Genomic DNA, 13,872 nt, shown 5'->3' with positions numbered 1-13,872 from the left:
CCGTGCCGTGTGTGTCGGTCCCGATGTGGCGCAGCGCACAGCTGTTGCCACCATCGGGTAGTCGCCGGGTGTGAAATCGGCGTTACGGGTCCGACCGCCAGTGGGTTCCTTTCACACTGTCGGGTGAAAGGCCGTATCTCCGTGGCGAATGAGTCGTTTGCGAGCCTCGAACAAGGGCGGCAGATAGCGCAGCATGAGGGTCGACCAGACCAGGTGGGTGATCACCGGCGCCTGGATCCCGCCGGTCAGGTTCCGCTGCGCGGTGAAGAGCGTGCCCATGACGACGGCGGCCAGCACCAGCGCCGGGTTGCGGGTCGGCGTCGTGGCCAGCGCGTAGACGGCCACCGTCCCGGGTGGACCGATCAGCTCAGGCAGGGCGCCGCGGAAGAACACCTCTTCTGCGGCGCCGGTGGCCAGGGTGGTGAGCAGGACCAGGCGGGGTGAGCCGTGCTCGCTGTAGTCGAGGACGCCCGCGATGGCGCGGTCGAGGGGCGGGATGTGCCGGGAGACCAGGGCGGCGGCGTAGAACGCGCCGAACGCCCCGACGCCGACCACGACGGGGGCGACCACTTGCCGCTTGCCGCGGGGCACGCGCCCCAGGGCGAGCCCGCCCGCGAGCCACGTCGCGGCGACGGCGGCGGTGGTGCCGAAGAAGCGGGTCGAGGCCGGTGGGGCGGACAGCGCCCGGCCGAGCAGGGCCGAGCCCGCGAACGCGATGCCCGCGGCCAGCCAGCGTCGGTTCACCGCTTGGCCTTGATCCGCTCGCCCAGAGCGCGCAGGGCGGCTTCGTCGAAGTCCATGGGCTCGAACGGCACGACGTCGCGGATGCTGTCGTCGCGGACCACGACCTCGTTGGTCATCGAGTCGATCAGCGCGCGCCCGGTGCGGGTGTCCACATCGGTCACCAGGCCCAGCCACAGCGACGACAGCCGGGGCGTCAGCAGCGGCACGGGGAGCAGGATCAGCGGCCTGCCCTCGATCGCGGCGAGCCTGCGCAGCATGTCGCCGTAGGTCAGCACCTCGGGGCCGCCGATGTCGAACACCGCAGCGGGCTCGGCCAGGTCCAGCACGCCGACCAGGTAGCGCACGACGTCGTCGGCGGCGACGGGCTGGGTGCGGGTGTCGACCCACTTCGGGGTGACCATCGCGGGCAGGCGCTCGACGAGCTGCCTGGTCATGTCCCAGGAGATCCCGCCGTGGCCGATGATGATTCCCGCCCGCAGCACGGTGACCGGCACGCCCGTCGTGCCGAGCACGCTCTCGACCTCGCGCCTGCTGCGCAGGTGCGGCGACAGGTCGTCGGCGTCGTCGCCGAGGCCGCCCAGGTAGATGATCCGGCCGACCCCGGCCTCGGCCGCCGCCTTGGCGAACGCGGCGGCGGCCTCGGCGTCGTGGCGCTCGAAGTCGGCGCGGTCGAGTGAGTGGACGAGGTAGTACGCGGCTTCGACGCCGATCATGGCCGCCCGCAGTGACGAATCGTCGGCGACGTCGCCGTAGACCGGGGTGCCCGCGCCGCTGTAGGCGTCGACCTTGCGGGTCATCGCGCGAACCGGCCTGCCCGCGTCGACCAGGGCCGGACAGAGTCGGCGGCCGATGAAACCGGAGGCACCCGCGACCAGCACGGGAGGTGTGGTCGCGGGTGTCATGTCTCCGACTCTAGGTGGGCTCAGGCCTGCCCGCCGATCAATGCACCTTCACCTCCGCGAGCGACAGCGTCGCCGTGTTCGCCAGCTGGATGCGGACATACCGCCCGGTGCGCCCGACGTCCACGAAGCTCGGGCGCAGCGACGTGCCCGCGTGCTGGTACCAAGTCACACCCGGTTCGGCCTTCGCGCCCGCGAGGGTGGCCGACGTGAACGGGTTGTCCGAGACCAGCACGGTGAAGTTGGTCAGGCTGCCCCACGCGTTGCCGTTCCAGAGCTCCACCTGGGTGATCGACTTCGCCGAGCCCAGGTCGACCTGCCAGTACGGCTGGCTCTGGCTGGTGGTGGAGCTGTAGTTGGTCGTGTTCCCGTCGTTCGCCGCCGAGGCCGCGACCGAGGTGGACGACTGCGTGGCGGTCTTGCCGCGCGCGTGGTCGACGGCCAACTGCTCCACGACCGTGCCGCCCGCACCGGCCGCGTTCGCCACGGCCAGCGCCTCGGCGGGCAGGGAGAGCAGCGCGGTCTGGTTGTTGGTCATCGTGCTGCCGGTGCCCGACAGCGCCGGCGCGACGGTGTCGGACCAGTTGCCGGTCACCGTGTTGTTGATGCCCCACGACGCCCAGTTGGACACCCACTTGTAGCCGACCCTGGTGACGACGTTGCGCTCGACGGTCAGGTACGAGCTCTGCTCGTCGAGGTAGATGCCGTTGCCGTCGCGTTCGGTGTTGGCGTAGGCGCTGCGGTTGACGTAGTTGCCGGTGATCACCGACCGGGGCTGCGCGCCCTGGGTGTAGATGCCGCCGCCGTCGTGCTGGTGGGCGGAGGGCATCATCACGTTGGTGATCGCGTTGTTGGTGATCTGGTTGTCCCGCAGCGCGGACTCCCGCGCCTCCGGCTGGTTCCAGCCCCACCCGACGCTGATGCCCGAGTACGGCAGGTTCGACAGCGTGTTGTGGTCGATGACCAGCTCGGCGTCGTAGCCCGCCCAGATCGCGACGCTGTCGGTGAACTCCTTGCCCGTCCAGCTGATCCGGTTGTACGACACCGTGTTGTCCAGCGACGTCAGCTCCGGGGTGGGGTCGGGCTCGGTGTCGCCGACGTACACCCCGCCGTTGGAGATGTCGGTGAACGTGTTGCGGGTGACGGTGGAGTGCTGGGTGCCCGCCTCCAGCTTGAGGCCCGCGCCGCCGAGATGGGTGAACGTGGAGTCGCTGAACACGATGTTCCGCCCGGTGCGCACGGTCACGGCCGCCGCGGGCTTGGAGTAGTAGCGGCCCGCCATCTCCGAGGGGCCGGTGAAGCCGAGCAGGCTCAGGCCCGCCTGCGTGCCCGCGTAGCCCTCCGTGGTCTTGGGCTGGTTCCACGTGCTGTAGGCGAAGGTGATGCCGTCGATCTCGATGTCGTGCACCGGGTCGGCGGTCGTGCCGGACAGCTGCAGCAGGGTCTCCACCACCGGGACCTCGACGGTGCCGCCGTTCGGGTCGCTGCCCGGGTAGAGGACCTTGTAGTAGACGTAACCCGCGCGGATGTCGGCGAACCACTCGCCCGGCGCGTCGATGAACTCGTAGGCGTTCTCGAAGAACTCGACGCCCGCCGCCTTGTCGACGGTGGTGTTGTCCCAGGCGGGGCTCGTGCGGTTGGTGCCGGGCAGGGAGTTCTTCCAGCACGGCTGTTCCATCACCAGCGTGTCACCGGACACAGAGGACACTCCGCACCGGTAGTTGCGCCAGCGCTGCTTCATCGACAGCTCGACGTCCTCCGGGTGGGACAGGGCCCCGATCCCCGTCGCCGCGGCACCGCCAAGGCCGGTGGTGCTGACCGGGCACACCGCTTTGACACAGCCGGGCGCCGCCGCGCGCGGCCGCGGACTGCCGTTGACGTAGAGCTGGCGCGGCGTGGCGCCCGACGGCAGCGGCGCGCGCCAGATCTCCTTGGCCGCGTCGGTCTTCTGCCAGCCGCTGACGACCTTGCCGCCGTTCAGCACGGGCGTCGCCCCGGCCGCGGCGGTCCAGATCACCTTGTGGCCGTTGCGGCCGGAGTCGGCCGACCCGAGGGTGAAGGTGCCCGCCAGCCGGTAGGTGCCGCCCGCGAGCGTGACCACGATGTCGCCGGTCTGGCCCGCGGTCATCCCCCGCACCTTGGTGCGCGCCCCGTCGAGCGAGCACGGCGCGGCCTGGGTGCAGGCGGTGCCCGAGCCGTTGGGCGCGGCGTAGAGCGTCGCCTGGGTCGCCGCGTGCGCGGACGTGACAGGCAACAAGGTGAGACACAAGGCGGCCAAGGCCGCGCGCCGTGCCGTGAACAACATTGTTCCTCCCGGTCAACCACGGGCATCCGTCATACATCGGATGAATATCGGGAGATTGTGACACCAGACACCAAAGGCCGGCAATGACCCACCGAAAGGTCAGACAACTAGACCGCTCAAGACGAGCCCGCTGTCACTCAGGGAGGACTGTCGGTGGCCCCCTGTAACGTGCGGTGAAGAGTCGCTCACCGAAATCGAAGGAGATCGGGGTCGTGAACGAGATCCTGGACGAGGCCTACGCCCGCCTGCACGGATCAGGCCCGGAATGGGGCGACGAACTGTCCAACCACGGACCGATGGCCGCCGAGGTCCTGGTCCGCCGCGGTCACGCGGACCTGGTGCCCACCTGGCTCGACCACTACATCCGCCGCCTCGACGAACTGCCCGCCCCGACGGAACGCCTCACCGACGCCACCTGGCAGTCCGCGCTCAGCGACTTCGGCCGCATCGCCGACTGGGTCCAGTACTTCACCGAGGAACTGCACAGCCACCCGTGGCGCGAGGTCCTCGCGGTGTGGTGGCCGCGCCTGCTGCCGGGCATCGCCGCGGGCGCCACCCACGGCGTCATCCGCGTCAGCCACGCCCTGCGGACTCTGCTGGCGGGCGACGAGAGCGAGCCCGCGATCGTCGAACTGGCCCACGGCCTGGCGTGGTGGGCGGCGCGGTCGATCGGCGTCCCGGTCGCCGACCCGGCGGGCAGCCTCGACTCGTTCGCCGCGCTGGAGTCCGTGCCGAGAATCCCGATCCAGCAAGGCTTTCTGGCCACGCGCCTTGGCAGGCTGGGCTCGGAGTTCACCACGGCGCTCGCCGCGATGCGGCCCGCCGCCGACCCGGACGACGCACAGCGCCGCCTCACCGACCTGGTGGCCGCCGCCACCAGGAAGTACCTGACGCACGGCCACGCCAGCCCGGTCCTGCTGGTCCACATCGCCACCGCGCCGAACGCGGTGCTCCACTCATTGCCCGCGCTGCCAAGGGAACTGTGGGCGCCGAGCCTCACCAGCGCGTGGGCGGCCAGCGCGGCGCTGATCGCGATGTACGCGCCGGTCGACGGCGCGCCACGGGACACGCTGCCCGAGGCGCCGAACGTGGCCGACCCGGTCGCCGAGGTCCTCGCCCGGGCGGCCGAGAACGGCGACGAGCACGTCATCAAGTTCACCGACACGGCCGTGGAGGTCTACGGCCGCACCGAGGACCCCGACGTGCTCGCGGCGGCGGTCCGGATCAGGGGTCTGCTGGGCGGCTGAGCGAGCCTGGTCCCTCCCCGACCGGGGAGGGACCAGCCAGCGCTACACCGACGCCAATTCCCCGGTGCGTTCCCGGATCGCGGGCGCGATCGCCAACTGCACCACCGACGCGGCGATGGCGAGCACCGCCAGCACCGACCACAGCACGGCGGGCCCCAGGCTGAGCAGCCCGGTGCCGATCGCCGGGGAGATCAGGTTGCTCAGCGAGAAGGCGAATCCGTAGACGCCCATGTACCTGCCGCGCAGGTGCGGGGGCGCGAGGTTCGTCGCGATCGCGGCGCTGACGCCGGTCACCACGATCTCGCCGAGCGACCAGACGACGACCGTCGCCATGTATCCGACGGTCGTGGACACCAGCATGGTCAACCCGAAGCCGACACCCACCAGCGTCATGCCCACCGCGGCGACCCGGCTGTGGTCGTGCTTGCCCAGCCAGTTCACCACCAGCGGTTGGATCAGCACCACCACGACACCGTTCACCGCGAGCGCGATGCCGTACGCCGCCGGGGAAAGCCCGTCGGCCTTCATCGCCAGTGGCAGCGTGATCATCGACTGGTGGTACACCACCGCGTAGACCAGCGTGATGCCGGTGAAGATCACCATGACCCGGTCCCGCAGCACCATCCGGAACGAGCCCGTGCCCGACGCGTCGCGCGGCGCCTCGTGCGCGGCCGGGACCAGGAACCACACCAGCAGGCCGAACGCCACGCAGGTGATCGCGTCGATCCAGAACAGCCAGATGATCCCGCCACCGGCCAGCGCGCCACCGGTCAGCACGCCCCCGGTGAACCCGAGATTCACCGCCCAGAACAGCAGCGCGAACGCGCGGGTCCGGTCCTTCACCGGGATGATGTCGCCCACCAGCGCGCTCGACGCGGGCCGGTAGATCTCCATCGCGACGCCGAGCAGGAACATGCACCCGACGATCACCGCCAGGTTCTCGCTGTAGGCCAGCGTCAGCATGATCACGGCCGTGGCGAGCATGCCGCCGGTCAGCGTGATCCGCCGCCCGTACTTGTCGGCCAGCGCGCCCGACAGCAGCTGCGAGAAGAACGCGCCCGCGCCGAACACCGTCAGCACCGCGCCGACCTCGGCGACCGACAGGCCACGGGAACCCGTCAGGTAGAAGGCGAAGAACGGCTGGACCATCGTCCCCAGCCGGTTGACGAACGTGCCGCCCCACAGCACCCAGTACGACCGCGGCAGCCCGCCGAAGCGTTCGTGGACCGCGGTCCGCAACCCACTCATGCCGCGCTCCGGCCCTCGGCGTCGACCTCGATGGTGACGGTCGCGGCGTACTTCGGCACCAGCGGCGCGGTCTCCTCGGCCAGCGGCAGGTCGAAGATCACCGACGCCGACCGGGCCTCCGAGTCGGTCTGCGGGCCCAACTCCTCACCCGGCACGACCGTGACCAGCACCGAATGCGCCTGGGCGGGCGCGTCGGCGGCCTGCGGGGTGAACGCGGGCCAGGTGTCGTCGCGCGTGACCCACGAGACCGGGGCGTCCGTGCTCGTGACGTCGCGGAGCGCGCCGTACTCGTGCTCCAGGTAGACCTGGCACGCCCGCCTGCGCGGCTCCGGGTACGACGTGGGCAGGCCCAGCGCCAGGTCGATCATCACCGGCTCCAGCGGCTGGCCCGTCGCCAGCTCCCACAGGAACGTGATGCCGTCCCCCGGCAGCCGCGTCGCGATCTCCATCATCACCGGCCCGGACGCCGACAGCCGGAACTCCGCGTGGCTGATCCCATCCCGGAAGCCCAGTCGCCGCAGCACCTCGGCGTTCGCGTCCACGAGCGCCTGCCGGTCCACATCGGACAGCTCGGCGGGCGAGGTGTGCCCCATCTCGGTGAAGAAGACGCCACCGGACTCGTTGGTGCGCTTGCTGGTGACCCCGGACCACAGCACCTGGCCGTTCTGGGTCAGCGCCTCCACCGAGAACTCCGGGCCGACGACCCGGCTCTCGACCAGCACCGTCTCGTCCTCCGGGTAGGTGGCGAGCACATCGGCCAGTTCCGAGCGCTCGTGCACCTGCCGCACACCCAGGCTGGAGAAGCGGCCCACCGGCTTGACCACCACGGGGAACGTGACGTCGTCGGCGATCGGGCCGCCGCGCTCGCCGGGGGTGACCACCTGGAACGTCGGCGACAGGTCCGGCAGGGCCGTGCGCTGGAGCATCTTGTTGCGGCTCATGCGGCTGGCCGCCGAGCCCGCCCCCGGCACGCCGAGGCAGTCCGCGACCACGCCGACCGGCTCGACGAAGAAGTCGCCGATGCACAGCACGGCCTTGACGTCGTAGCGGCGCAGCAGCGGCTGGATTCCGGGCACCACGAAGTCGACCTTGGCGTCCTCGACCTCGACCACGTCGGCCAGCTTCGACAGCGGGTGGTCGGGATCGGCGCGCAGCTCCGCCAGACGGGCCGGGTCGGTGTACGGCGTGACCACGAGCAGAGGCGCGTAGCCGCGGCGGTGGGCCTCGGTGATGAGCCGGGTCTGGCGGGCGACGATCACCAGGTCACCCATGAAGAGGATGGCGGGCGGGCGAGTGTTCATGTGTCCGATCCTTTGCGCAAGGGTTCTTGGGCGAAACTGAGGAGCGCGCCGCGGGCGATGCTGTCGTTCTGGCGGAACGAGACCGCGTTCGACCGGGGCGTGGCGAAGGTGGCGAAATGGCGCACGTTGGTGAACGGGCCGATCGCGTACCGGCGCGGGTGCGGCGTGCCCGCGCGGTCGAGCACCTGGAAGTCCGATGTGGACACCAGAAGCAGCCCCGAGCTGTGCTGGAAGCCGTCGTCGTCGGACAGCACGTGGTCGGTGGCCTCCCCGCGCAGGTAGAGCCCGCGCAGCAGCGGGTCGGTGGTCCGGCTCAGGTCCGCCTGCGGCAGGCGAGCCTCCACCAGCGCCGTCGCCTCGACGCTGTCGGGGGTGGTGGCGCTGCCCGCGACGAAGACGCCGAGGTCGTCGTCGGTGGCCACCCACATGTCCGCGCCGAGGAACCGCAGCACGCCCGCCTCGGACAGGGCGAGCAGCTGGCGGCTGCGCTGCGCGGGCGGGCCGCTGGTGTAGTACTCGAAGAACCCCTGCCACCAGCCGTGCACGTCCTCGACCATCGAGCGCGCGGACAGCTTCTCGGCGGCTTTGAGCTGGCGCAGCTGCCGGTTGACCGACAGCATCGCGTGGTAGGCGCCCAGGTCGGCGCTGTGGATGAACTCGTTGCGGCGCCGCAGGTCGGCGGCGACGTGGCGGCGCACCCGGCACTGCACGTCGGCCAGACCGGGCAGCGAAAGCCCGTCCAGTGGCCGGTCGAGCGCGGCGAGGTCGAGCCGGTCGGCGGGTTCGAGCACCGCCATCTCCACAAGCTCGCGCATCGACGCGCTGTTCCAGTCGCACTCCGCGTAGGCGGCGGCGAACTCGGGCCAGTCGGACATGACTCGGTGCGGGTGGGCGGTGAACAGCTCGTGGTAGTAGCCCCAGCCGATCTCCTTGGCCATCAGCGGCCAGAGGTCGGCGTAGAAGTCGACGCGCTCGTGGTCGACCAGCACCTCGTCGAGCGCGGCGGCGTCGAAGAACCGGGGCAGCGGCGCGGGTGAGCCACAGAGCCGGTAGGCGATCTTGGCCCGCTGCGGCACACCGCGCCGGGAACCCACGTACAGCACGGGTTCCTGCCCGCACGGCACGTACCGCAACCTGCCCTCCTCCGTCACGTACTCGCCGCCGCGGCCCTCCGTCAGCAGGGCCATGACGTCGACGAACGCGGCGCCGAAGCCGCGCAACACCACGTTCTCCCCCGGCTTGAACCCGGACAGGTCGGCGTCGGCGGTGTAGGCGCTGGACAGGTAGCGCAGGCCGTGGCGCGCGGCGAACCCGGCGACCCGCAGGTCCTCCTCGGTCGGCTCGGCCTCCTGGTGGCCCAGCGCGAGGATCACCGAGTCGGCGACCAGTGGCTCGTCCCGGTCGGCCAGCCACACCGTCTGGCGCTCACCGTGGCCGCCTTCCAGCCTGGTCGCGCGCGTCTCGTGCACGGTCACGGTGACCCCGGGCGGCGCGTCGGCCACGATGCGGTCGAACACCCAGCTCAGGTAGCGGCTCTGCACCTGCCTGCTGGCGAAGCTCATGCCGAGCACGTCCCAGTGCGTGCCGTCGGCCGCCGCCCACTCGCTCAGCGACGGCCCCGGCCGGATCGGCCCCTCGCACTGGACCGTGTCGTCGGTGAACATGGTGACGTTGCCCGCCATCGCGTTCATCCACATCAGCGACGACTGCTGTTCGCGCCATACCCGGCCGCCGCCGGGCGGATACGGGTCGACCAGCTCGATCCGCAGCGGGCGCGGCAGGTCCAGGACACTGGCGTTGGCCAGCAGGCGTTCGAGTATCCCGGTCCCCCGCGGGCCCGCGCCGATGATGACCACGACGAGCGGTTCGGTCATGTCCCACCCCTTACCGGTCGAGCACGTAGCCGTCGTGCGGCCGGTGGTCACGCGACCGGCGCAGGTCGGTCGAGACGAACGTGCGCTGCAGCCAGCGGTCCACGCCGTCGTAGCGCGGCTGGAACGCGGTGCGGCCGTGCGCGGCGACCCGGTTGTCCACAATGGCCAGATCACCCGCGTCGAGCCGGACCGTGGTGGCCGCCGCGTCGAACACCTGCGCCAGCTCGGCGAGTGCATTCTCGGCACGCGGGGTCAGCGCGGTGGTGGCGGCCAGGTCGACCCGCATGTCCGGGTCGTCGGGCGCGCCGTGGAACACCGCGTGCGGCTCACCCCCGCCCGCGGCCGCGCCGAACGACGGCGGCGGGTCGGTGACGAACTCGGGGCTGAACAGCGCCTCCCGCACCGCCCCAGTCAGCCGGGGCAGCACTTCCCGGACGCAGACCGTGCGCAGGCCGGCGACGCGGTCGTGGTCTGGCCGCAGGCACAGCAGCATGACGAAGTCGGGCCGGTGCCGGTGGAAGGCGTTCTCGTTGTGGAACGACAGCAGCACCGATCCCGCGTTGCCCTGGAACGCCTCCCGGCCCGGCACGGGCACGACGTCCTGGACCAGCGCCCCGGACTTCTCGGCCCGGAACGCGGCCGGTTCGCCCAGCTCGCAGGCGGCCGTCATCAGCACGGCCGCGGGCACGGTGACCAGCCGCTGGACCGAGCCGTCGACGTTCGGGGTGGCGGGCATGGCCGCGCTGTCGACCGGCAGCCCGCGCACGAGCAGCGTGCCGGTGGGGCCGGAGTCGCGGCGGAACTGGCGCAGGGTGCGGCGCAGCGCGGCGGGCAGCCACGCCGACGCGTCGCGCGCGGTCGTCACCCAGGCCGGGTCGTCGACCTGCTCGTCGCCCCAGCTGCACAGGTCGAGGGCCACCCGGTGCACCTGCGCGGCGTCGGCGGTGTCGAGCGTGACGACCCGCGCGGAGCTGATCGTGGGGGTCGACATCACCGGGCCGCCTTCTCGAACGTGGGGAGGGCGAAGGGGGTCACGGTCGCGGCGTCGGCCCAGGGGCCCGCGCAGCCGCACGTCTCGGCCAGGTCGATCAGGATGGGCGCCGCCCCGGTGAGCAGTGCTCTCACCTCGAACAGCAGGTCGGCGAGCCGGGCGTCGACGGCGACGCCCGCGGTGGCCGCCAGCCTGCTGAGCTGGTCGACGATGAGCGTCGCGGCCCTGGTCAGGCTGTAGGTGTCGAGTTCGTAGCAGACGCGGAACCGGTCGAGCACCGCTTGCGCCCGCTGCCGCACCGAGTCCGACACCGGCAGTGCGACGCCGTCGACCCCGGCGTCCGCGACGGCCTTGCCGAGCAGCCCGGACAACCGGTTCCACGGCTCGACCAGCCGCTCCCCGGTGATCTTGGCCAGCGCGTCGCGGCCGAAGTTGGTCGTCTGGTGCTCCGGGGCGCTCAGCGCGAGGTAGAACCGGATCAGGTCGCGCGGCAGCTCGGCGAGCAGGTCCCTGGTGTGCAGGACGTGGCCGAGGCTGGTGGAGAACTTCGCGTTCTCCAGCTCGTAGAACTCGTTGGAGATGATCGCGTCCGGCAGGACATAGCGGCCCTCGTGCGCCATCAGCAGGGCCACGTGGGTCAGGCCCCAGAAGTAGACGTTGTCGAAGCCGATGAAGTAGATGACCTCGGCGTCGCCCTCGGCCAGCCAGTGCTCGTCGTCGGAGGTGACTCCCTCGCCGAGCTGCTCGGCGGCGAACGCGGTGCAGTACATGACCGCGGGCATCCCCTCGACCCACGCGTTGATCACCTGGCCTGGCGTCTCCTCGAACGGCGCCGGGATGCCCCACGAGACGGGGTAGGTGATCGGGAAGTCCGGCAGCGGCCGGGCCAGCACCTCGCGGAACAGCTGCACGGTGTGCGGGCGCATCCGCGACTCGCGGGCCAGGTAGAACTCGGTGAGCTGGTCGCGGTACCGCTCCATCGGCAGCACCAGGATGTCGGCCGCGCGATGGGTGACCGGGTCGTCGGGGTCCATTGTGGACCGCGGTTCGACCAGCTCGTCGAAGTTGTTGGGGTGGCCGCAGCTCTCGCACAGCCCGCCGCGGCTGCGCACCAGGCAGACCGGGCAATAGCCGCAGACCAGGCCCTCGACCAGGTACTCGCCAGTCCGCTCGTTGTACGGCAGTTGGACCGTTCGCGGCTCGAACTTGCCCGCGGCGTACAGGGCGTTGACGAAGTCGAGCACCGAGGCGCGGTAGCGGTCGTCGTAAGGCGCGAAGCCGTCGAGCGAGATGCCCATGTCGGCCAGGGTCTGGCGGATCGCGTGCCACGACTCGCCGCTCAGCTCGCGCGGGCTGATCCCCTTGCGGCGGGCGCTGGCCAGCACGTAGGTCTGGCTGTCGTCGGTCCCGCTGGAGAACACCACGTCGCGGCCGATCGAGCGCAGGTAGCGGGCGTGGACGTCGGCGGCGAGGAACGGCCCGGCCAGGTGCCCGACGTGCAGGTCGCCGTTGGAGGTCGGCGGGGTGTCGATGACGATGGCGCGGCGTAAGTGGTCGGCCATCGCTCAGCCCTCGCCCTCGTGCCGCGCGGCGAAGACCTTGCTCATCTCCATGTCCCACCACACCGTGTACATCTCGAAGTCCTCGGCGCCGTCGTTGATCACCTGGTGCTCGGTGAACGGCGGGAAGTGGACGACGTCGCCCGCGGTGAACGTCGTGCGCTCGCCCTCGGACTCCAGCACGGCGGTACCGGTGACGGCGATGAAGATCTCGTACTCGTGGTGGGCGTGGCGCACCGACGACGTGCCGGGCTTGATCAGACACCACGCGCCCTCGAACGGGGCGTTGAGCGCCGACCACGGCAGCAGGCGCTGTGAGTGGTTGTTGTCCGGTCCCAGTCGGTCCCGGTCCAGACCGCGGATCTCCACGGAAGTCTCCTTGTCAGCGGGCGGCGGGCACCAGGTCGGCTGGCTGGGCCCGGCGGGCGAGGATGTCGGCGGCGATGTCGGCACCCCGCACGGCGAGCACGCTCAGCAGCGAGTCGCTGATGCCGTGGGTCGCCTCGTTGACGCCCTGCAGGTAGCAGGCGCCGGTGGCGGGCGCGCCCAGCCGCAGCCGGTAGTCGCGGGTGACCTCGACCCGGCTCAGGCCGAGGGACTTGGCCAGGCCCCGCACCAGCGCGGGCTGCCGGCGGACGAAGCCGGTGCCCAGCAGGACCAGGTCGCACCGCAGTTCCTCGACGGCCCCGGTGCGGCGGTCGGTCAGTTCGAGCACGACGTCCTGGCCGTCCTCGAACGCGGCGGTCACCTCGGTCATGGTGACCACGGCCAGCCTGCCCGTCCCGTTCATGCGGTCGAGGTAGAGGCCGCGGTACAGCTTCTCCAGCAGGTCCGGCGCGAGTCCGGAGTAGTTGGTGATGTGCATTTCCCGCATGATCTGCTCGCGGGCCTCCGGCCGGGCGGTGAAGAAGTCGTCGACCGCGCCCGGGTAGTACAGCTCGTTGGTGAACTTGCTGTTCTCATAGGTCTTCAGCCCGACCGACCGCATCACCAGCGTCGGCTTGCAGCCGGGCAAGTCCGTCTGGACGGCGTCGAACATCTCCGCGGCGCTCTGCGCGCCGCCGATCACCGCGATCCGGTGTGGCGCGTCCTTGTCCAGCCGGGCGATCCTGGGCAGGTACTCGGTGCTGTGCACGACGCGCTCGGCGGGAAGCGTGGCGAACTCGGTGGGGACAAAGGGATCGCGGCCCGCGCCGACGACCAGGTAGCGACTGTGGATGGTCGACCCGTCGGCCAGCCGGGTCAGCCAGCCGGTGACGGTGCCCGCGTCGTCGCGGCACGGTTCCACCCCGACACAGCGGCGGCGGTATTCCACTTGGACCTTGGCCAGCGAGTCGGCGGCCCACTGGAAGTAGTCGGAGATCTCCTGCCGGTACGGCCAGAAGTCGCCGAGGTTGATGAAGTCGCTGAGCCTGCCGATCGAGTGCAGGTAGTTGACGAAGGAGAACCGGCTGCGCGGGTCGCGCAACGTCACCAGGTCTTTGAGGAACGAGACCTGGCTGTGCGCCCCCGGCAGCAGCATGCCCCGCTGCCACGACACGGTGTCGGCCTGCTCGATGACCAGCGAGTTCACCGCCAGTTCGTCGGGGGCCAACTCGTCGAGGGCCACCGCGAGGGCCAGGTTCGCCGGTCCCGCGCCGATGGCGAGCAGTTCCACGTCGCGATGCGCCATATCCCACTCCCCCAACTACTTCTGAACTGCGG

The 13,872-nt window shown here is 71.0% G+C and carries 11 protein-coding genes; 1 reads left to right on the top strand and 10 read right to left on the bottom strand.

The genetic code is table 11. The features are described from left to right. Positions 1-111: 111 nt before the first annotated feature. Genes ACSHT8_RS29165 through ACSHT8_RS29155 form a run of 3 tightly spaced genes read right to left on the bottom strand, consistent with a single transcriptional unit; the run spans position 112 to position 3,948 of the window. A complete protein-coding gene (locus tag ACSHT8_RS29165; RefSeq protein WP_436494350.1) occupies positions 112-744 on the bottom strand; it encodes a CPBP family intramembrane glutamic endopeptidase in 633 nt (210 codons plus the stop codon). Beyond that, the gene (locus ACSHT8_RS29160; RefSeq protein ID WP_436494348.1) at positions 741-1,646 is read right to left on the bottom strand and encodes an NAD(P)H-binding protein; all 906 of its coding nucleotides are present in this window, start codon (positions 1,644-1,646) and stop codon (positions 741-743) included. Before ACSHT8_RS29160 ends, ACSHT8_RS29165 begins: the two co-directional genes overlap by 4 nt. 37 nt (positions 1,647-1,683) lie before the next feature. Beyond that, positions 1,684-3,948 (bottom strand): right-handed parallel beta-helix repeat-containing protein, encoded by a 2,265-nt coding sequence (locus tag ACSHT8_RS29155; protein ID WP_436494347.1) that lies wholly within the window; start codon positions 3,946-3,948, stop codon positions 1,684-1,686. 212 nt (positions 3,949-4,160) lie between these two features. Here ACSHT8_RS29155 and ACSHT8_RS29150 point away from each other — a divergent pair, with 212 nt between their 5' ends. Next, positions 4,161-5,195, top strand: coding sequence for a questin oxidase family protein (locus ACSHT8_RS29150; RefSeq protein WP_436494345.1), 1,035 nt, complete (start codon positions 4,161-4,163; stop codon positions 5,193-5,195). Between the two features lie 42 nt (positions 5,196-5,237). On the opposite strand, the gene ACSHT8_RS29145 is transcribed toward ACSHT8_RS29150, so the two are convergent. From ACSHT8_RS29145 to ACSHT8_RS29115, 7 genes are read right to left on the bottom strand one after another with little or no spacing between them, the layout of a single operon-like run. Further along, positions 5,238-6,443 (bottom strand): MDR family MFS transporter, encoded by a 1,206-nt coding sequence (locus tag ACSHT8_RS29145; protein WP_436494343.1) that lies wholly within the window; start codon positions 6,441-6,443, stop codon positions 5,238-5,240. Next, entirely contained in the window at positions 6,440-7,744 is a 1,305-nt protein-coding gene (locus tag ACSHT8_RS29140) for an ATP-grasp domain-containing protein (protein WP_436494341.1), read from the bottom strand. The genes ACSHT8_RS29145 and ACSHT8_RS29140 overlap by 4 nt, the downstream gene beginning before the upstream one ends. Next, entirely contained in the window at positions 7,741-9,618 is a 1,878-nt protein-coding gene (locus ACSHT8_RS29135) for an FAD/NAD(P)-binding protein (protein WP_436494339.1), read from the bottom strand. The genes ACSHT8_RS29140 and ACSHT8_RS29135 overlap by 4 nt, the downstream gene beginning before the upstream one ends. A gap of 10 nt (positions 9,619-9,628) precedes the next feature. Beyond that, positions 9,629-10,609, bottom strand: coding sequence for a TauD/TfdA family dioxygenase (locus tag ACSHT8_RS29130; protein ID WP_436494337.1), 981 nt, complete (start codon positions 10,607-10,609; stop codon positions 9,629-9,631). Beyond that, positions 10,609-12,171, bottom strand: coding sequence for a class I tRNA ligase family protein (locus ACSHT8_RS29125; protein WP_436494336.1), 1,563 nt, complete (start codon positions 12,169-12,171; stop codon positions 10,609-10,611). Before ACSHT8_RS29125 ends, ACSHT8_RS29130 begins: the two co-directional genes overlap by 1 nt. Positions 12,172-12,174: 3 nt before the next feature. Then, a complete protein-coding gene (locus tag ACSHT8_RS29120) occupies positions 12,175-12,537 on the bottom strand; it encodes a cupin domain-containing protein (protein WP_436494335.1) in 363 nt (120 codons plus the stop codon). A 13-nt stretch (positions 12,538-12,550) separates the two neighbouring features. After that, the gene (locus ACSHT8_RS29115; protein ID WP_436494333.1) at positions 12,551-13,840 is read right to left on the bottom strand and encodes a lysine N(6)-hydroxylase/L-ornithine N(5)-oxygenase family protein; all 1,290 of its coding nucleotides are present in this window, start codon (positions 13,838-13,840) and stop codon (positions 12,551-12,553) included. Positions 13,841-13,872 lie beyond the last annotated feature (32 nt).

The sequence above is a fragment of the Actinokineospora sp. HUAS TT18 genome (genome assembly GCF_051364635.1).
Taxonomy (GTDB): Bacteria; Actinomycetota; Actinomycetes; order Mycobacteriales; family Pseudonocardiaceae; genus Actinokineospora.
The sequence above is the reverse complement of the archived record's forward strand: the minus strand, read 5'-3'. Positions and strand labels throughout refer to the sequence as shown.